Source organism: Streptococcus lishijunsis (assembly GCF_047290665.1).
Taxonomy (GTDB): Bacteria; Bacillota; Bacilli; order Lactobacillales; family Streptococcaceae; genus Streptococcus.
Genome location: NZ_JBLBUC010000004.1, coordinates 1 through 19,243 on the forward strand (window position 1 = coordinate 1; position 19,243 = coordinate 19,243).

22 protein-coding genes are annotated in these 19,243 nt (G+C 39.6%); 18 read left to right on the forward strand and 4 right to left on the reverse strand.

The window, feature by feature from the left end; translation table 11 throughout:
• The first annotated feature begins 248 nt into the window (after positions 1 to 248).
• The 8 genes from rpsL (at position 249) to glnA (ending at position 8,531) form a co-directional block, all read left to right on the forward strand.
• Positions 249 to 662 (forward strand): 30S ribosomal protein S12, encoded by a 414-nt coding sequence (gene rpsL, locus ACLN19_RS02970; protein WP_115271088.1) that lies wholly within the window; start codon positions 249 to 251, stop codon positions 660 to 662.
• A gap of 22 nt (positions 663 to 684) precedes the next feature.
• The gene (rpsG, locus tag ACLN19_RS02975; protein ID WP_413383131.1) at positions 685 to 1,155 is read left to right on the forward strand and encodes a 30S ribosomal protein S7; all 471 of its coding nucleotides are present in this window, start codon (positions 685 to 687) and stop codon (positions 1,153 to 1,155) included.
• 309 nt (positions 1,156 to 1,464) lie between these two features.
• Positions 1,465 to 3,543 (forward strand): elongation factor G, encoded by a 2,079-nt coding sequence (gene fusA, locus ACLN19_RS02980; RefSeq protein ID WP_413383134.1) that lies wholly within the window; start codon positions 1,465 to 1,467, stop codon positions 3,541 to 3,543.
• A 190-nt stretch (positions 3,544 to 3,733) separates the two neighbouring features.
• Entirely contained in the window at positions 3,734 to 4,744 is a 1,011-nt protein-coding gene (gene gap / locus ACLN19_RS02985) for a type I glyceraldehyde-3-phosphate dehydrogenase (RefSeq protein WP_413383136.1), read from the forward strand.
• A 123-nt stretch (positions 4,745 to 4,867) separates the two neighbouring features.
• Positions 4,868 to 6,064: a phosphoglycerate kinase gene (locus ACLN19_RS02990; protein ID WP_413383139.1), complete on the forward strand. Its 1,197-nt coding sequence runs from the start codon at positions 4,868 to 4,870 to the stop codon at positions 6,062 to 6,064.
• A 111-nt stretch (positions 6,065 to 6,175) separates the two neighbouring features.
• Positions 6,176 to 6,706: an FUSC family protein gene (locus ACLN19_RS02995; RefSeq protein WP_413383141.1), complete on the forward strand. Its 531-nt coding sequence runs from the start codon at positions 6,176 to 6,178 to the stop codon at positions 6,704 to 6,706.
• A gap of 75 nt (positions 6,707 to 6,781) precedes the next feature.
• Entirely contained in the window at positions 6,782 to 7,153 is a 372-nt protein-coding gene (locus ACLN19_RS03000; RefSeq protein WP_413383143.1) for a MerR family transcriptional regulator, read from the forward strand.
• A 31-nt stretch (positions 7,154 to 7,184) separates the two neighbouring features.
• The gene (gene glnA, locus ACLN19_RS03005; protein ID WP_413383145.1) at positions 7,185 to 8,531 is read left to right on the forward strand and encodes a type I glutamate--ammonia ligase; all 1,347 of its coding nucleotides are present in this window, start codon (positions 7,185 to 7,187) and stop codon (positions 8,529 to 8,531) included.
• 69 nt (positions 8,532 to 8,600) lie between these two features.
• On the opposite strand, the gene rnjA is transcribed toward glnA, so the two are convergent.
• Together rnjA and ACLN19_RS03015 are read right to left on the reverse strand one after the other, a co-directional pair.
• Positions 8,601 to 10,334: a ribonuclease J1 gene (gene rnjA, locus ACLN19_RS03010; protein WP_413383147.1), complete on the reverse strand. Its 1,734-nt coding sequence runs from the start codon at positions 10,332 to 10,334 to the stop codon at positions 8,601 to 8,603.
• A gap of 1 nt (position 10,335) precedes the next feature.
• Positions 10,336 to 10,566: a DNA-dependent RNA polymerase subunit epsilon gene (locus ACLN19_RS03015; RefSeq protein ID WP_413383149.1), complete on the reverse strand. Its 231-nt coding sequence runs from the start codon at positions 10,564 to 10,566 to the stop codon at positions 10,336 to 10,338.
• Between the two features lie 174 nt (positions 10,567 to 10,740).
• Between ACLN19_RS03015 and tsaB the strand changes: the two genes are divergently transcribed.
• From tsaB to ACLN19_RS03040, 5 genes are all read left to right on the forward strand, one after another.
• Entirely contained in the window at positions 10,741 to 11,433 is a 693-nt protein-coding gene (gene tsaB, locus ACLN19_RS03020) for a tRNA (adenosine(37)-N6)-threonylcarbamoyltransferase complex dimerization subunit type 1 TsaB (RefSeq protein ID WP_413383305.1), read from the forward strand.
• Between the two features lies 1 nt (position 11,434).
• Positions 11,435 to 11,839, forward strand: coding sequence for a ribosomal protein S18-alanine N-acetyltransferase (gene rimI, locus ACLN19_RS03025; protein ID WP_413383151.1), 405 nt, complete (start codon positions 11,435 to 11,437; stop codon positions 11,837 to 11,839).
• Positions 11,840 to 11,848: 9 nt separating this feature from the next.
• Positions 11,849 to 12,862 carry a tRNA (adenosine(37)-N6)-threonylcarbamoyltransferase complex transferase subunit TsaD gene (tsaD, locus tag ACLN19_RS03030; RefSeq protein WP_413383153.1) on the forward strand — a complete coding sequence of 338 codons (1,014 nt, stop codon included), beginning with the start codon at positions 11,849 to 11,851 and terminating at the stop codon, positions 12,860 to 12,862.
• 89 nt (positions 12,863 to 12,951) lie between these two features.
• Positions 12,952 to 13,653, forward strand: a complete 702-nt coding sequence (locus ACLN19_RS03035) for an AzlC family ABC transporter permease (RefSeq protein WP_413383155.1) — start codon at positions 12,952 to 12,954, stop codon at positions 13,651 to 13,653.
• Positions 13,640 to 13,969 carry an AzlD domain-containing protein gene (locus ACLN19_RS03040; RefSeq protein WP_413383157.1) on the forward strand — a complete coding sequence of 110 codons (330 nt, stop codon included), beginning with the start codon at positions 13,640 to 13,642 and terminating at the stop codon, positions 13,967 to 13,969. The genes ACLN19_RS03035 and ACLN19_RS03040 overlap by 14 nt, the downstream gene beginning before the upstream one ends.
• A 46-nt stretch (positions 13,970 to 14,015) precedes the next feature.
• Here ACLN19_RS03040 and aao read toward each other — a convergent pair whose 3' ends face one another.
• A complete protein-coding gene (gene aao, locus ACLN19_RS03045; protein WP_413383159.1) occupies positions 14,016 to 15,188 on the reverse strand; it encodes an aminoacetone oxidase in 1,173 nt (390 codons plus the stop codon).
• Positions 15,189 to 15,314: 126 nt separating this feature from the next.
• Here aao and ACLN19_RS03050 point away from each other — a divergent pair, with 126 nt between their 5' ends.
• The 3 genes from ACLN19_RS03050 (at position 15,315) to ACLN19_RS03060 (ending at position 17,364) form a co-directional block, all read left to right on the forward strand.
• Positions 15,315 to 15,857, forward strand: a complete 543-nt coding sequence (locus tag ACLN19_RS03050) for a DUF536 domain-containing protein (protein ID WP_413383161.1) — start codon at positions 15,315 to 15,317, stop codon at positions 15,855 to 15,857.
• Between the two features lie 55 nt (positions 15,858 to 15,912).
• Positions 15,913 to 16,512, forward strand: coding sequence for a 3'-5' exonuclease (locus tag ACLN19_RS03055; protein WP_413383163.1), 600 nt, complete (start codon positions 15,913 to 15,915; stop codon positions 16,510 to 16,512).
• 108 nt (positions 16,513 to 16,620) lie between these two features.
• Positions 16,621 to 17,364, forward strand: coding sequence for a MerR family transcriptional regulator (locus tag ACLN19_RS03060; RefSeq protein WP_413383164.1), 744 nt, complete (start codon positions 16,621 to 16,623; stop codon positions 17,362 to 17,364).
• A gap of 62 nt (positions 17,365 to 17,426) precedes the next feature.
• Here ACLN19_RS03060 and ACLN19_RS03065 read toward each other — a convergent pair whose 3' ends face one another.
• Complete coding sequence (locus ACLN19_RS03065; RefSeq protein ID WP_413383166.1) at positions 17,427 to 17,726, reverse strand: YbaB/EbfC family nucleoid-associated protein; 300 nt, start codon at positions 17,724 to 17,726, stop codon at positions 17,427 to 17,429.
• A 177-nt stretch (positions 17,727 to 17,903) separates the two neighbouring features.
• Between ACLN19_RS03065 and ACLN19_RS03070 the strand changes: the two genes are divergently transcribed.
• Complete coding sequence (locus tag ACLN19_RS03070; RefSeq protein ID WP_413383168.1) at positions 17,904 to 18,653, forward strand: CPBP family intramembrane glutamic endopeptidase; 750 nt, start codon at positions 17,904 to 17,906, stop codon at positions 18,651 to 18,653.
• A 209-nt stretch (positions 18,654 to 18,862) separates the two neighbouring features.
• Complete coding sequence (locus ACLN19_RS03075) at positions 18,863 to 19,219, forward strand: DUF1304 domain-containing protein (RefSeq protein ID WP_413383170.1); 357 nt, start codon at positions 18,863 to 18,865, stop codon at positions 19,217 to 19,219.
• The last annotated feature ends 24 nt before the right edge of the window (positions 19,220 to 19,243 follow it).

A 19,243-nucleotide genomic window follows, 5' to 3' on the forward strand; every position in this document is an offset into this window, starting at 1 on the left:
CTCTAAATATTTTTTGTCAAATACCTTGAAAGGCTTGACAAATGGTAGAAAAAGGTTAAGTTAAAATTTAAAGAGTATCATCTATTGACGATAGCTAAAAAATGTGCTATTATACTAGACGGTACTTTTTACTTTTGGTCTCTCAAAAGTGTACAGAGACGTGCTGACAATAGTTGCAAAGTACACACAAAAAGAAAGATGTCACCATCGTTTCTTTTAACCAAAACTAAAAAAACAGGAGAATGTAGATGCCTACAATTAACCAGTTGGTTCGTAAACCACGTAAATCTAAAGTAGAAAAATCTAAATCACCAGCGCTTAACGTTGGTTACAACAGTCACAAAAAAGTTCCTACAAATATCTCATCACCACAAAAACGTGGTGTTGCGACACGTGTTGGAACAATGACACCTAAAAAACCTAACTCTGCCCTTCGTAAATTCGCTCGTGTACGTTTGAGCAACCTTATCGAAGTAACAGCTTATATCCCAGGTATCGGACACAACCTTCAAGAACACAGTGTTGTGCTTATCCGTGGCGGACGTGTAAAAGACCTTCCAGGGGTACGTTACCATATCGTTCGTGGTGCACTTGATACAGCAGGTGTAGCTGACCGTAAACAAAGCCGTTCTAAATACGGTGCAAAACGCCCTAAAGGGTAAGAAAATAGGAGGGTAAGAGAAAATGAGTCGTAAAAACCAAGCGCCAAAACGCGAAGTATTACCAGATCCATTATACAATTCAAAAATCGTTACACGTCTTATCAACCGTGTAATGCTTGATGGTAAACGTGGTACAGCTGCTACTATCGTTTACGATGCTTTTGAGCAAATTAAAGAATCAACAGGTAACGATGCACTTGAAGTATTTGAAACAGCTATGGAAAATATCATGCCTGTTCTTGAAGTACGTGCACGTCGTGTTGGTGGTTCTAACTACCAAGTCCCAGTTGAAGTACGTCCAGAACGTCGTACAACACTTGGTCTTCGTTGGTTGGTAAATGCTTCACGTGCTCGTGGTGAACACACTATGAAAGATCGTCTAGCAAAAGAAATCATGGATGCTGCCAACAACACAGGTGCATCAGTTAAGAAACGTGAAGATACTCACCGTATGGCTGAAGCGAACCGTGCATTTGCACACTTCCGTTGGTAATCACCTGATACTAAAAAGACTAAGAATAGACTATAAAAGAGTGATATTACGGTCATATGTTTTGCATATGACGTAGGGCTCCCTTTTATGAGTCTTTAGTCTGTTAGGTATAAGTAGGTGATTTAAAGTGGCTAAAGCCTTTATTAACAGTGTTTTTAGCATTTTTAATCCCTAAACCTTCAGTTTGCTTAGTTGTCAAATTGAAGGTAAAAACAAGAAATCAGTAAAAACGGGTAGGTCCTGCCTATCCGTTTTTTACAAATAATGGTATAATAGTTTTTGTAAATTAAAAAATTATAGGAGAAAACAATGGCACGCGAATTTTCACTTGAAAAAACTCGTAATATCGGTATCATGGCTCACGTTGATGCCGGTAAAACAACTACAACTGAGCGTATCCTTTACTACACTGGTAAGATTCACAAAATTGGTGAAACTCACGAAGGTGCGTCACAAATGGACTGGATGGAGCAAGAGCAAGAACGTGGTATCACAATCACTTCTGCCGCTACAACAGCGCAATGGAAAGACACTCGTGTAAATATCATTGACACACCAGGGCACGTGGACTTCACTATTGAAGTACAACGTTCTCTTCGTGTTCTTGACGGTGCGGTGACAGTTCTTGATGCTCAATCAGGTGTTGAGCCTCAAACAGAAACAGTATGGCGTCAAGCGACTGAATACGGGGTTCCACGTATCGTATTTGCCAACAAAATGGATAAAATCGGTGCAGATTTCCTTTACTCAGTAAGCACGCTTCATGACCGTCTTCAAGCTAACGCACATCCAATTCAATTGCCAATCGGTTCAGAAGATGATTTCCGTGGTATCATCGACCTTATCAAGATGAAAGCTGAAATTTACACAAATGACCTTGGTACAGATATTCTTGAAGAAGATATTCCAGCAGAATACCTTGAACAAGCTGAAGAATACCGTGAAAAATTGGTTGAAGCTGTTGCCGAAACTGATGAAGACCTCATGATGAAATACCTTGAAGGTGAAGAAATCACAAACGATGAATTGAAAGCTGCTATCCGTAAAGCAACTATCAACGTTGAATTTTACCCTGTACTTTGTGGTTCTGCCTTCAAAAACAAAGGTGTTCAATTGATGCTTGATGCGGTACTTGATTACCTTCCAAGTCCACTTGATATTCCTGCGATTAAAGGTGTTAACCCAGATACTGACGAAGAAGAAACACGTCCAGCATCTGATGAAGAGCCTTTTGCAGCCCTTGCCTTCAAGATTATGACAGACCCATTTGTAGGACGTTTGACATTCTTCCGTGTTTACTCTGGTGTTCTTAACTCAGGTTCATATGTTTTGAATACAACTAAAGGTAAACGTGAACGTATCGGACGTATCCTTCAAATGCACGCTAACACACGTAAAGAAATCGAGACAGTTTACTCTGGTGATATTGCGGCAGCTGTTGGTTTGAAAGATACAACAACTGGTGATTCATTGACTGATGAAAAAGCGAAAGTTATTCTTGAGTCAATCGAAGTGCCAGAACCAGTTATCCAACTTATGGTTGAGCCAAAATCTAAAGCAGACCAAGATAAGATGGGTATCGCTCTTCAAAAATTGGCTGAAGAAGACCCAACATTCCGCGTTGAAACAAACGTTGAAACAGGTGAAACAGTTATCTCTGGTATGGGTGAGTTGCACTTGGATGTCCTTGTTGACCGTATGAAACGTGAATTCAAGGTTGAAGCTAATGTAGGTGCTCCTCAAGTATCTTACCGTGAAACATTCCGTGCAAGCACTCAAGCACGTGGATTCTTCAAACGCCAATCTGGTGGTAAAGGTCAATTTGGTGATGTTTGGATTGAATTTACACCAAATGAAGAAGGTAAAGGTTTCGAGTTTGAAAATGCTATCGTCGGTGGTGTTGTCCCTCGTGAATTTATTCCTGCTGTTGAAAAAGGATTGGAAGAATCAATGGCTAACGGTGTCCTTGCGGGTTACCCAATGGTTGACATTAAAGCTAAACTTTACGATGGATCATACCATGATGTTGACTCATCTGAAACTGCCTTCAAGATTGCAGCCTCTCTTGCCCTTAAAGAAGCCGCTAAGAGCGCACAACCAGTTATCCTTGAGCCAATGATGCTTGTGACAATTACAGCACCAGAAGACAACCTTGGTGATGTTATGGGTCACGTGACAGCTCGTCGTGGACGTGTTGATGGTATGGAAGCTCGTGGTAACACACAAGTTGTACGTGCTTATGTACCACTTGCAGAAATGTTTGGTTATGCGACTGTTCTTCGTTCTGCAACACAAGGACGCGGTACTTTCATGATGGTATTTGACCACTACGAAGATGTACCAAAATCTGTTCAAGAAGAAATCATCAAAAAAAATAACGGAGAATAATCTCTAAAAAAGTGCCCTAGGCACTTTTTTTAGTTATATCAGTAAAAATATTGCAATTTTATAGAAATAGTTATATAATATGTAGTGTTGAAAGGACTTGTACATTTAGTCAAGTTAATCTTTTCACATTAACTAAGAGGCTAGTCCTCTAAATATTATTTATTTGATTTTCATAAGGAGGAAATCACTAATGGTAGTTAAAGTTGGTATTAACGGTTTCGGTCGTATCGGTCGTCTTGCTTTCCGTCGTATCCAAAATGTTGAGGGTGTTGAAGTAACTCGTATCAACGACCTTACAGATCCAGCAATGCTTGCACACTTGTTGAAATACGATACTACTCAAGGTCGTTTCGACGGTACTGTTGAAGTAAAAGAAGGTGGATTTGAAGTTAACGGTAAATTCGTTAAAGTTTCTGCTGAAAGCGATCCAGCAAACATCGACTGGGCAACTGACGGTGTAGATATCGTTCTTGAAGCTACAGGTTTCTTTGCTTCTAAAGAAAAAGCTGAAAAACACATCCATGAAAATGGTGCTAAGAAAGTTGTTATCACTGCACCAGGTGGTAACGATGTTAAAACTATCGTTTTCAACACTAACCATGATATCCTTGATGGTACAGAAACAGTTATCTCAGGTGCTTCATGTACAACTAACTGTCTTGCACCAATGGCAAAAGCTTTGAATGATGCTTTTGGTATCAAACAAGGTTTGATGACAACTATCCACGGATACACTGGAGACCAAAACACTCTTGACGCTCCACACCGCGGTGGTGACCTTCGTCGTGCTCGTGCAGCTGCAGCAAACATCGTACCTAACTCAACAGGTGCTGCGAAAGCTATCGGTCTTGTTATCCCAGAATTGAACGGTAAACTTGACGGTGCTGCACAACGTGTTCCAGTTCCAACTGGTTCTGTTACTGAATTGGTAGCTATTCTTGACAAAGATGTAACTGCTGAAGAAGTAAACGCAGCTATGAAAGCAGCTTCAAACGAATCTTACGGATACACTGAAGACCAAATCGTATCTTCAGATATCGTAGGTATCTCATACGGTTCATTGTTTGACGCTACTCAAACTAAAGTACAAACTGTTGATGGTAATCAATTGGTTAAAGTTGTTTCATGGTATGATAACGAAATGTCATACACTTCACAACTTGTTCGTACACTTGAATACTTCGCAAAAATTGCTAAATAATTTTTGTTAGAAAAAGAAACTAGATTTATCTAGTTTCTTTTTTGATATTTGCATTCTTTTACGAAACTTTGTGAAAAATATGGTATAATAAAAGAGTACAAAAATAATAAGGAGTCTTTACTAATGGCTAAAATGACTGTTAAAGACGTGGATTTGAAAGGTAAAAAAGTCCTCGTTCGTGTTGACTTTAACGTACCTTTGAAAGACGGCGTTATCACTAATGACAACCGTATCTCAGCGGCACTTCCAACAATTAAATATATTGTTGAACAAGGTGGTCGTGCAATTCTTTTTTCTCACCTTGGACGTGTGAAAGAAGAAGCTGATAAAGAAGGTAAATCTCTTGCTCCAGTTGCGAAAGATTTATCTGAAAAACTTGGTCAAGAAGTTATCTTCCCAGGTGTGACACGTGGTGAAGCCTTGGAAGCAGCTATTGCTGATATGAAAGATGGCGATGTCTTGCTTGTAGAAAACACTCGTTTTGAAGATGTTGATGGCAAGAAAGAATCTAAAAATGATCCAGAACTTGGTAAATATTGGGCAAGTCTTGGTGATGGTATTTTTGTTAATGATGCATTTGGTACAGCACACCGTGCACACGCTTCAAATGTTGGTATTTCAGCAAATGTTGACAAAGCCGTTGCTGGTTTCCTTCTTGAAAATGAAATTGCTTATATCCAAGAAGCCGTTGAAACACCTGAGCGTCCATTTGTAGCTATTCTTGGTGGTTCAAAAGTATCTGACAAGATTGGTGTTATTGAAAACCTTCTTGAAAAAGCTGATAAAGTGCTTATCGGTGGTGGTATGACTTATACTTTCTTTAAAGCACAAGGTATTGAAATCGGAAATTCTCTTGTGGAAGAAGATAAATTAGATGTGGCAAAATCACTTCTTGAAAAAGCAAATGGTAAATTGATTTTACCAGTTGACTCAAAAGAAGCTAATGCTTTTGCAGACTATACTGAAGTTAAAGATACTGAAGCTGAAGCAGTTGACCCAGGTTTCCTTGGTCTTGACATTGGTCCAAAATCTATCGCTAAGTTTGACGAAGCTCTTACAGGCGCTAAGACAGTCGTGTGGAATGGTCCTATGGGTGTCTTTGAAAACCCTGATTTCCAAGCAGGTACTATTGGTGTTATGGATGCTATCGTTAAACAACCTGGTGTTAAATCAATCATCGGTGGTGGAGACTCAGCAGCAGCAGCCATTAACCTTGGACGTGCTGATAAATTCTCATGGATTTCTACTGGTGGTGGAGCTTCTATGGAGTTATTGGAAGGTAAAGTCTTGCCAGGTCTTGCAGCTCTTACAGACAAATAAGAAAAAGGTGGCTAAGGCCATCTTTTTTTGTAGATCACAGCTTATGTTCACATCTTTTGGTTTTAAGGCTTTTATGATAGAATGGAATTATTATAAGTGGTGGAAGGCATTATGCTGAAAAAATATAAATTTGACTTGAGTAAATTTCATTTAGGTATGCGCACCTTAAAGACGGGGCTGGCTGTATTTATTGTACTGTTGGTATTTCATTTTTTTGACTGGGAAGGCCTGCAAATTGGCGCTTTAACAGCAGTTTTTAGCTTGCGTGAGGACTTTGATAAGAGTATTCATTTTGGCTTGTCACGTATTGTCGGCAATAGCATAGGTGGCTTATTATCCCTTATATTTTTTCTCTTAAAGCTGACATTTCATGAAGCATTCTGGGTCACCTTGTTTGTGGTGCCTTTGTTGACCATGCTTTGTATTATGATAAATGTTGCTATTGACAATAAAGCAGGGATTATTGGAGCAGTGTCGGCGCTTTTGATTATTACGCTATCTATTCCGACGGGCAATACGATTATCTATGTTTTCACACGGATATTTGAGACCTTTTGTGGTGTTTTTGTGGCAACTTTGGTCAATACAGATATTGACTGGTTACGTCAGAAGATACTCAAAAAAGAAAATAAATCACAGTGATGTTATAAAATCTAACATAAGCACTTGACATTGTTTCATAATCATTTTATAATGGAGTAGTGAAAGGAGGACGTCATGGGAGGTAAGGAACTAAGACGCAGTATGGCTTTGTTTTCGATAGGTGCGGTCATGAAATTGACGGACTTATCAGCTAGGCAAATTCGCTACTATGAAGACCAAGGGCTGATAGCACCAGAGAGAACATCTGGAAATCGTCGTATGTTTTCATTAAATGATATGGATCGCTTGCTAGAAATCAAAGATTTTCTGGATGAGGGCCTCAATATCGCTGCTATCAAGCGTGAGTATGCTGATCGTAAAGACCGTAAATTGCAAAAACAGCAAGCATTGACAGATGCGGATGTGAGACGTATCTTACATGATGAACTTCAAAATCAAGGTCGTTTTTTGACCCCTTCACAAACCATTGGCAAAGGTCGCTTTTAAGCGTTAGTGTTAGTAAATCTAAGGAGATAAGATGGCAATCACAGCAGCAGATATTCGTCGTGAAGTAAAAGAAAAAAATGTAACTTTTTTACGTTTAATGTTCTCAGATATTGCTGGAACACTTAAAAATGTCGAAATTCCAGCAACAGACGAACAGTTGACTAAGGTACTATCCAACAAAGCTATGTTTGATGGTTCTTCCATTGAAGGCTTTGTCCGTATCAATGAATCTGATATGTACCTCTACCCTGATCTTGATACTTGGACTGTTTTTCCTTGGGGAGGGGAAAACGGTGCGGTAGCTGGTCTGATTTGTGATATTTATACCGCTGAAGGTGAGCCTTTTGCTGGGGACCCACGTGGTAATTTAAAACGTGCGCTTAAGCATATGGAAGAGGCTGGTTTTAAATCGTTTAACCTTGGTCCAGAGCCAGAGTTTTTCCTCTTTAAGTTGGATGAGAGAGGTGAGCCAACACTTGAGGTAAATGACCGTGGTGGTTATTTTGATCTAGCGCCGACAGACTTAGCTGATAACACACGTCGTGAAATTGTGAATGTCTTGACAGAAATGGGATTTGAAGTTGAAGCGAGTCACCATGAAGTTGCTGTTGGACAGCATGAGATCGACTTTAAATATGCAGATGTTCTAAAGGCTTGTGATAATATTCAAATTTTCAAATTAGTCGTTAAAACGATTGCACGTAAACACGGGCTTTATGCTACTTTCATGGCAAAGCCTAAATTCGGTATCAATGGTTCTGGTATGCACTGTAATATGTCACTGTTTGACCAAGAGGGCAATAATGCTTTCTTTGATCCAGAAGATCCAAGAGGCATGCAATTGTCTGAGACAGCTTATGCTTTTCTTGGCGGTTTGATGCATCATGCTTATAGCTTTACAGCTATTATGAACCCGACAGTAAACTCTTACAAACGTTTGGTTCCTGGTTATGAAGCGCCTGTTTATATTGCTTGGGCAGGACGTAATCGCTCTCCATTGATTCGCGTTCCTGCTTCACGTGGTATGGGGACACGTTTGGAATTGCGTTCGGTTGATCCGACAGCTAATCCTTATTTAGCTCTTGCTGTTTTACTAGAAGCTGGACTTGATGGGATTAAGCATAAGATTGAAGCTCCAGCTCCAATTGAGTCTAATATCTATGTTATGTCTCCTGCTGAACGTAAAGCTGCTGGTGTGCTTGATTTACCATCAACGCTTCACAATGCTCTCAAGGCATTAGAAGAGGATGAAGTGGTTAAAGCGGCCTTAGGCGATCATATTACGACAAACTTCCTTGAAGCTAAACGTATTGAGTGGGCTAGCTATGCTGCCTTTGTCTCTCAATGGGAAATTGATAATTACCTTGATTTGTACTAATTCTATGAAGATTAAAAAGCTGGTTGATCCAGCTTTTTTGCTTATCAAAAAATAAGCTAGGAGACTAGCTTATTTTTTAGGTTTATGATGTTGTTTTCCTTTTTTAGGAGCATCCTTTGCCTGTTGTTTATCAGGGGTCAAGACCATAGGGATGATGATAGGTTCTCTTTCGGTCCGTTCATAGAGGAATGGGCGCAACGCATTGACAATAGCACCGTTGACAGACTGGATACTAGCTTCTTTGTTTTTAAGAGCAATACGAATAGCATTGAAGAGAATACGCTGGCTTTCACGAATGAGGCTACCAGACTCTCTCATGTAGATAAAACCACGACTGAGAATATCAGGACCTGCTAAAATCATCTTAGACTTGAAGTCCACAGTCGCAACAGCAAGGACGACACCATCCTCAGATAAATCATGTCTATCGCGTAAGACAGCTGCACCGATGTCACCGATACCATTACCATCCACATAGATATCTTGAGCATTGAAGTGTCCTGCACGGCGTGCGTTATCTTTGGTCAGGGCAAGCACATCACCGTTTTCCATGATAAAGATATTGTCTTTATCAACACCAACATCTTGGGCTAGTCCTGCATGAATTTTTTGCATGCGATACTCACCATGGACAGGCATGAAGTACTTAGGCTTGATAAGGCGGAGCATGAGTTTTTGCTCTTGCTGTCCGCCGTGTCCTGAGGTATGAATGTTATTGATTTTACCATGGATAACATCGACGCCTGCTTCTTGAATAGTATTGATTAGCTTGTTGACACTGGTTGTATTTCCTGGAATAGGGCTAGATGAGAAAATGACGGTATCACCTGGTTGGAGGGTCACTTGTCTATGTGTTCCATTGGCGATACGGGCAAGAGCTGCCATAGGCTCACCTTGGCTTCCCGTACACATAATCATGACTTCGCTAGCATGGTAATCTTTGAGTTCGTTTGGTTCGATAAACGTTCCCTTAGGTACCTTTATGTAACCAAGCTCTATACCGTTGACGATGGCTTTTTCCATAGAACGTCCAAAGACAGCAATTTTACGTCCTGTCTTGACAGCAGCTTCAGCTGCTTGTTGTAAACGGAAGATATTTGAAGCAAAGGAGGCAAATATGATACGTCCATGAATACCTTCAATAATCTTCATGATGGATTGGCCGACAACTTTTTCAGAGTTGGTAAATGTAGGTATCTCAGCGTTTGTAGAATCGGATAATAGGCATAAGACGCCTTCTTCGCCAAGAGCTGCCATACGATGTAAATCAGCAGGCTCACCAACAGGTGTAAAGTCAAACTTAAAGTCCCCTGTACAAACGATTTTTCCTTGAGGGGTATCAATGACAATACCTAATGGCTCTGGAATAGAGTGTGTAGTGCGGAAAAAAGTCACACTGAGATGCTTAAACGTAAGCTCTGTGTTAGCGTTTATCTCGTGGAGCTTGGCATCTCTTAAAAGACCATGCTCTTCTAGCTTTCCACGAATTAGAGCTAAGGCGAGAGGTCCCGCGTAGATGGGGACGTTGACTTGTTTTAAAAGAAAAGGGATACCACCGATATGGTCTTCGTGACCGTGGGTGATAACAAGAGCTTTGATACGGTCGCTATTTTCGACGATATATGAGTAATCAGGGATGACGTAATCAATACCGAACAAATCATCTTCGGGAAATTTGATACCAGCATCGACAATGATAATCTCATTTTGATATTCGATACCGTAGGTATTTTTACCAATCTCGCCAAGTCCTCCGATGGCGTAAACACCGACCTCCTCTGGTTTTAAGTGTATTTGTGACATATTAGAACTCCGTTATTTCAAAAACGCCAGTTTCTTTTTCATATTCGAGATGTTTGTCTGATAGTAATTCGATAAACTCGACATTATAGGCGGTATGCTCTTCGATAAGTTTACGAGCTTTGATACGTCCAGACAGCTCATTTTCAGCGTCAATATCGAGATAAAGGGCTTTGGTTTGTTCACGGCGTGGGCTGGTTTGTTTGGTTTCTTGATAAAAAACTTTATAAATCATGTCAATCCTTTCTATTATCAAGTGCTTAATCAATAGACTACAAATGTATCAAGCCCTATGGGACTTGATTGTGACCTATGAAATTGTATCGTGTAGTAGATTTAACCTTGATTCGTTGCAATTATTACAATTATATCATAAAATAATAGAGACAATCAAGTAGAAGGAAAGTGAATCATGAAAGTTTTATCATTTGATACTTCCAGTAAAGCCTTATCTGTAGCGCTTTTGGATGGTGAGTCTCTGATGGCAGAGAGTCTGCTTGCTATCAAAAAAAATCACAGTACTAGTCTGATGCCGACCATTGATTTTCTGATGACAAGTGTGGGGTGGCAAGCAGAGGATTTAGAGCGAATCGTTGTGGCAAAAGGTCCAGGGTCTTATACGGGTTTACGCGTAGCAGTGGCAACGGCTAAGATGTTGGCCTATAGTTTAGGGATTGATTTGGTAGGAGTGTCAAGTCTCTATGCGCTTACTGGAGAGGCTGATAAAGACGAGTTGGTCGTGCCTATCATGGATGCGAGACGCCAAAATGTCTATGTAGGCTTTTATCAAAATGGTGAGTCCCTCATGGCAGATCGTCATGCAAGCTTTGAGGAAGTGTTAGAAGTTCTTAAAGGGAGAGAAAGGGTTCATTTTGTTGGGGAAACAGCGCTTTTTGAAGATGTGATCAAAGAGGGATTACCCAAAGCAAAAGTATCGGAATCATTTCCAAATGCAGCTTTGATTGGGCTAAAAGGACAGTATTTATCAGTAGAGGACATTGATGCCTTTGTACCAAACTACGCTAAGCGTGTTGAAGCTGAGGAAAATTGGCTAAAGACACATACACTCTCGGGAAATGAACATTATGTCAAGCGTGTTTAAGATGTCTAAAAAAGAACAAGCAGATCTTATTTATGAGATATTGTGTGATGTTTATACACAAGCACCTTGGACTTATGAGCAGGTGAAAGCTGACCTTGATAAAGAAGATACAGATTATTTTTTTGTGTATGACAAGGAGACTATGGTTGGTTTTTTGGCTCTCCAACAGCTAGTAGGTGAGTGTGAGGTGACCAATATCGCTGTCAAAAAAGACTACCAAGGACAAGGATATGGACGACTCTTACTAGATAAGATAGCAGCTATAGATGGAGATATCTTTTTAGAGGTGAGAGCTTCCAATCATAGAGCCAAACAGCTCTATCAGTCAGCTGGTTTTAAGGTTATAGGTATGCGGCACAATTATTACAAAGAACCACTAGAAGATGCCATTATTATGAAACGTTAAGGAGAAATCATGGGTAAAGATAGCTATATTTTAGCAGTAGAGACGTCGTGTGATGAGACTAGTGTTGCGATTGTGAAAAATCAGACGGAAATACTGAGTAATGTCATTGCCAGTCAAGTCGAGAGTCATAAACGATTTGGGGGTGTGGTACCTGAGGTTGCGAGCAGACATCATGTTGAGGTGATTACTGCTTGTTTTAAGGATGCTCTTAGTGAGGCTAATTTAAAACCTAGTGATTTAGACGCTGTGGCAGTGACTTACGGTCCAGGCCTGGTGGGGGCTTTATTAGTAGGGATTAGTGCAGCCAAAGCTTTTGCTTGGGCAAATCATTTGCCGTTGATTCCTGTTAATCATATGGCAGGCCATCTCATGGCAGCTCGTAGTGTTAAGGAGTTGTCTTATCCGTTGATGGCTTTGTTGGTTAGCGGTGGGCATACAGAGCTTGTTTATGTGAGAAAACCAGGCGATTATCAGATTGTTGGTGAAACGCGTGATGATGCGGTTGGTGAGGCATATGACAAGGTTGGTCGTGTTATGGGCTTGACTTATCCTGCTGGGCGTGAAATTGATCAGCTAGCTCATCAAGGTGAGGACGTTTATGATTTTCCGCGTGCCATGATGAAGGAAGATAACCTAGAATTTTCATTTTCAGGGTTAAAATCGGCTTTTATCAATCTTTATCATAATGCTAAACAAAAAGGCGAGACTTTGTCTCAGGAAAATCTTGCAGCCTCTTTTCAGGCAGCTGTCTTGGATATCTTGATGGCAAAAACCCAAAAAGCATTAGCGATGTATCCGTCGCAAATGTTAGTTGTGGCAGGAGGAGTTGCTGCTAACCAAGGACTGCGCGAGCGCTTAGCTAGTGAATTAGATGATATTGATCTTGTTATACCGCCACTGCGCCTTTGTGGAGACAATGCGGGTATGATTGCTCTGGCAGCAGCTATTGAGTATGAAAAAGGGCATTTTGCAGGTCTTGATTTAAATGCTAAGCCTAGTCTGGCCTTCTCTTCTATGGAGTAAAAGCCTGCTAAGGCTTTTTTATTTTGAAAAGTAGCTTGTCTCCTATAAGCTATGTGCTATAATAAGGCTATTAGGATAAGGAGGGTGTCATGTCAGCTAATAGCTTTATAGGGGGAGTACGAGCTTCCTTGTCAACTGCACTTGGCTATATTAGTATTGGACTAGCCTGTGGTGTAGTAGGGGCAAGCTCTGGGCTTAGCCCTATTGAGATGGGCTTGATGAGTGTTATTGTCTATGGAGGTAGTGCTCAGTTTGTGATGTGTGCTATGCTTTATGCCAAAGCTCCTATATCGTCCATTGTTATGAGTGTTTTTTTGATCAATCTACGTCATCTATTGATGAGCTTACAGGCTACAACGATTTTTAAGGGGGTTGGCTTGAAGCATGGTATTTTGATTGGTAGTTTGATTACAGATGAGAGCTATGGTGTCTTGCTCAATGAATATGCGCATCATCAGAGCATATCGACATCGTGGATGCACGGCAATAACATAGCGAGTTATGTGACTTGGGTTTTATCTGTTTTTCTAAGTAGTATTGTAGGACAGTATATCCCTTCACCAGAATTATTTGGTTTAGATTTTGCTTTGGTTGCTATGTTTGTTGCTCTTTTTGCAGCACAACTAGAGGCTCTTATGATGATTGAGAAAGTCAAAAAAGTGTTACTAATCTTACTAACCGTTTTAGTTGCTTATGTGCTTTTGACCTTATTTTTCTCAGAATCAGTGGCTGTATTGCTAGCAACATTGAGTGGTTGTAGTGTGGGGGTGATGTATCGTGACGCTAAATAGTACGGTTTTGATTGTTATTTTATTGTGTGGTTTGGTGACGTTTGTGCCAAGAATTGCTCCATTTATTGTGGTGCAGTATAAGACTCTTCCTGACCTTGTTATCCATTTTTTGAGGTATTTGCCTTTATCCATTATTTTTGCGTTGATGCTATCTAGTGTTTTAGATGAAGAAAAAGGGCGACTTGCCTCTATAAAATGGTTAGAGCTCCTAGCTTTGTGCCCAACGCTTCTGGTCGCTATAAGGTATAAAAATATCCTATTGGCCGTTCTTGTCGGTGTTATAACGATGGCAATCTTACGTTTAGTATTTAGTTAGTTGAGATAGAAAAAAAGGGAGCTTTAGCTGCCTTTTTTTGGAGATATTAGTAATGGGGGCTCCCTGCAACCCACCCTGTCGCTAGAGCTGAGGTAATATTAAAGCCACCTGTGTGGGCGTTGATGTCAAGGACTTCTCCAGCGAAATGAAGACCAGGGATTTTTTTGCTTTCTAAGGTCTTAGGATTGATTTCTTTAAGGTTTACCCCTCCTTTGGTAACAAAGGATTTGGCTAAAGACATTTTTCCAGTGACGTGAATGCTAAGTGCTTTGATGCGCGTGATGAGGATATCTTTTTCTTTATCGGTGAGTTGTTTGACCTTGGCTGGTAAATCTTGTGCTAGATAATCGGCTAAACGTTCAGGAAACCAGGTCTTGAGTGCATTTTTTAGTGACTTTTCACGCTCGCTCTCTAGTGTGGAAATGATAGATTGGGATGTTTCAGTAGGTAGGCAATCGAGCTTGATGGTCTCGCCACCTGTCAAAAAGCTAGATAGTCTTAGTGCGCACGGACCAGATAAGCCAAAGTGAGTAAAGAGCAAATCATGCGTTATCACATGTTTGTCATAAGATAGGGTCACATCTGTCAAGGAGATGCCTTGTAAGCGTTTGTGAGGAAAGTCCGTCAATAGCGGGCTCTCAGCTGCCTCTAGTGGTGTGACATGGAGCCCAAAATGTCTAGCAATATCATATCCAAAGCCAGTTGAGCCTGTGGAAGGGTAGGATTTACCGCCTGTTGTGACAATTAGTTTTTGACAAGAGAAGGTCTGATCAGAAGATTTAAGGACAAAAGTATTTTCCTCTTTTTTGACAGAGACAATCTCAGTCTGTGTCAAAATAGTAGCACCTAGTTCTTTGATTTTTTGCTCAAGTGCAGTGATAATGGTTTTTGATTTATCTGTAGTAGGAAACATACGACCGTGATCTTCTTCTTTGAGAGAGACACCATTTTCTTCAAAAAAACGAATGATATCGTGGTTGTCAAATTGGGAAAAAACACTGTATAAAAAACGACCATTGCCTGGAATACCTGCTATCAGATCATCAAGACTACCGTTATTGGTCACATTACAGCGTCCTCCACCTGTACCTGCGAGCTTTTTACCTAAGCGACGATTTTTATCAATGAGAAGCGTTTTACTGCCGTAAAAAGAAGAGGCGATGGCAGCCATCATACCAGCAGGGCCACCTCCGATAATAATAGTTTCAAAATCTTTCATAGCTCTATCATAGCATAAAGAGAGGGGATTGGATAGTTTAGAAACTTTTCCATTTGTAATCTAAATTGACAATAGGCTATGATTGTGGTAGTATTTTTTATAATGAAATCAGTAGAAGAGGGCATTATGGCAATAGAAAAGACAGTTAGTGAAATTGCTGAGATTTTAGGCGTTAGCCGTCAAGCAGTTAACAATCGTGTCAAGTCTCTTCCAGAAGAATTTGTCTCTAAAAATGACAAAGGTGTAACTGTTGTCAATCGTGAGGGACTAGAGAAGCTTGAAGAGATTTACAAAAAGACGATTTTTGAAGATGAACCTATCGATGAAGAGACACAACGTCGTGAGCTTTTAGAGATTTTAGTGGATGAGAAAAACACTGAAATTACGCGTCTTTATGAGCAATTAAAAGCTAAGGATGTGCAGTTAAATACTAAAGATGAGCAACTGCATATCAAGGATGTTCAGATTGCAGAAAAGGACAAGCAGCTAGATCAACAGCAGCAACTCACTTTAGCAGCGATGGAGGATACTAAGCGTTTGCAATTAGAGCTTGATGAAGCTAAAGCTGAGGTAGAAGAAATCCAAATTAAGCAAGAAGAGCAAGAAGAAAAAGCTAAGACGGAGCAGAGTGAAGAGAAAAAAGGCTTTTTCGCACGTTTATTTGGTTAGTAACAAACAGACATTAGGGAGTGCATGTACTCTCTTTTTTTCTAGGAGAAGATAGATGAAAACACTAGATACTTATATTGCTTTTGACTTAGAATTTAATACAGTTGATGAGGTGAGTCATATTATTCAGGTGTCTGCTGTAAAATTTAAGGATCATAAGGAAGTTGACAAATTTGACACCTATGTTTACAGTGATGTTCCCTTACAGTCCTTTATCAATGGTCTGACAGGTATTACCGCGGACAAGCTAAAAGATGCGCCAAAGCTAGATAAGGTGTTGGAAGATTTTAAAGCCTTTATAGGTGATACAGATTTGGTGGGTTACAATGCTGTAAAGAGTGATTTACCACTTCTTGACAGTTATGGGCTTGATTTGTCAAGCCAGTATGTGCTAGATATATTTGACGAGGCGTATGAGCGTCGTAGTAGTGATTTGGGAGGTATTGCCAATCTTAAGTTGCACACAGTTGCAGATTTTCTAGGCATCTCAGGCAAGAGCCACAATAGTCTAGAGGATGCTCGTATGACAGCCTTAGTTTATGAGACGTTTTTAGAGTTTGATAAAAATAAAGCCCTATTAGATGAGAGAGAAACGTCAGCCATAGACAATCCCTTTGCTGCTTTTGGTGATTTAGCACAATTTTTAGAAGACTAAAAAATAATTTAGCTAATGACTTGCTAATGACCTTGGGTTATATGCTAAACTAATGTCACAAGATCAAAAAGGCCTTTATATCTTGTGATAGAAAGTGAGGTGAGGGGAGTGTCTAAGACTTATTCCACAGGAGAGCTAGCAAGGCTTGCTAATGTCTCGGTACGGACGGTGCAATATTACGATAAACGTGGGCTTTTACTACCGTCTGCACTAAGTGAGGGAGGACGGCGTATTTATACGTCAGCTGACTTAGAAAAGCTGAGAGTGATTTGTTTTTTGAGGGAGTTGGATTTTTCCATTGAGCAAGTTAAAACTATCTTGGCCCAAGAAGAAGCACAAGCGACCCTTGATTTGTTATTAGCAGAGCATATTGCGCGTTTAGAAGATGATTTAGATAAGAAAAAAGAACAACTTGACAACTCTGTAAAGCTTAGAGCGACTCTTAAGCAGTCACAAAAGCCTTCTGTGGATAGTCTATTAGATATCTCATTTGTCATGAAAGATAAAACTAATTGGCGTAAACATGCTGTAAAGACTATGATGTTATTGGGGATACTAATCGTTATTTTTATAGGAGTATCCTATCTATTAGAGAAGCTTTTGGGAGAGAAAGCCAATCCTGTCATACAAATCAGTATATCGATTCTTTTTATCATCTGTGTCTTTAATTTAGTGATGGTATATTATAAAGAGGTTGACTACCTTTGCCCTAGTTGCCATCATACTTTTCATCCAAAGCTTTGGCAGTGGCTGTTTGCCTATCATACGCCTAAAACACGTCGTCTGAAGTGTCCCTACTGTCAGAAAACGTCTTATTGCTTGGAGGTTATGCGTGATAAGAATCAAGAATAACGGGTGTGTCAATGATTTGTAAACTAAAAACGTCTAGGATACTAATCCTAGACGTTTTTATCTTAAAATGGTAATTTTCCTGCAAAGGCTCCCATTGTTTTTTGAGTAGCCGCATCGACTTGTTCAAGAGCAGCAGTGATAGCTTGTGTCGTCATATCTTGTAAGGTTTCGATATCATCTGGATCAACGACTGCTTCTTTAAAATCAATAGAGACCAGTTGCTTGTCACCAGTAAATGTAACGCTCACTAAGTCTTGAGCTGATGAGGCGGTAAATGTAGTTGCAGCGAGTTCTTTTTGTTTAGACTCCATTTGTTTTTGAAGTTTTTGAGCTTGTCGCATCATATTTTGCATATTCATCATAATGTTTTTAAGATTCCTTTCTGATAGATTGAGTTATAGCAAGTCTTTATATGCCTTTATACTATATCATAGAATGCGTGAAATGTCTTTTGATTTTTATAGATATTTTTAAGTTTCACTAGATAGAATAATCAAAGTATTCAAAATACTAAAACTATTCTTGATAAAGGAGCTTATATGTTCTCAGCTATTCGTTCAAAGGAGTCGTTAAAAACACTCAAGTGGTATGACCTGCTAGTGGTGACACTCATTATGTTTGGGTATTTTATAGTGTTATCGACAAAGCAGTATCTCCAAAGTATTGGTGTTTTAGCCGTTAGTGTCGTTACAACGACTAGTCAAAATACAACCACTGATGGAGCGGCTTACTCTAGTAATTTGACGCTTCAGGTGGTTCTTTTGCTACTTGCCTTAGGGTATTTATGGTTGCGTCGTTTTGATTTTAAGCAGCTACCGATGTCATTTAAGTGGTCAACTTTAGGTTGGGTTGTTGTGATTTTTACCATTGTGGGTCTTATTGGTGATGTCGTGACGACTTTGAGCGGTTCTTATAATTATTTTAATCCTGCTATTTTACCTTACATTAGTTTTTCAGCTGTCATCAATAAATTTCTAGCGCTATCACCTTTAGCTATCATTTACAGTCTTTTAAATGGTTTTTATGAAGAATTTTTCTTTTTAGGTTTGATGCCTTCTGTCAGTGACAAGTATAAATGGTCATCGCTTGTCTTTGCTGTCCTTATTCGTTTTGCTTTCCATACCTATCTAGGTTTAATGTGGGCGACAGTGATTGGGCTTGTCTTTGGGATTATTTATTATCTGTTATATACGTATAAGGTCAAAAATTTACTTCCGTTCTTTTTAGCACATGCTTTATTTGACATGTTTGGGACAAGTTTTATTTATGTGATTGTCAATTGGGGTTAAGAATACTGTTTAAGGTTTCTTTAAGCTAGCGTTTATATAATATAGTCATCCTAAAACTTTTCTTTTTCATAAATCTCCTGAAAGGGTGCTTGAGTTTTCAAGCGCCCTTTCATTTTGTAGTCAGATAATTTGCTATTTAGATTGACTTGGGTTAGACTATAATACGTTAGTGATATAATGCACAATTAAATAAAAAGGAGAAAAAGGACATGAGTATTATCACAATGATTTTGGCGACTTTGGTTGGCTTAGAGCACATCTATATTTTTTACTTAGAAACAATTGCGACGCAATCTGATGCGACTAGCCGTGCTTTTGCTATGTCAAAAGAGGTTTTAAAAGACGAGACAGTGGATAAACTGTTTAAAAATCAAGGTATTTACAATGGTTTAGTGGCACTTTTCTTGCTTTATGGCATCTGGGTATCACAAAGTACAGAGCTTGTGACGGTCTTTTTACTATTTGTTACAGGTGCAGCTATTTACGGTGCTCTAACGGCTAATAAGAAAATTTTGTTGTTGCAAGGTGGTCCTGCTATTTTAGCTTTATTAAGTTTATTAGTTTAAAAAAGCGCTCGTATAGAGCGTTTT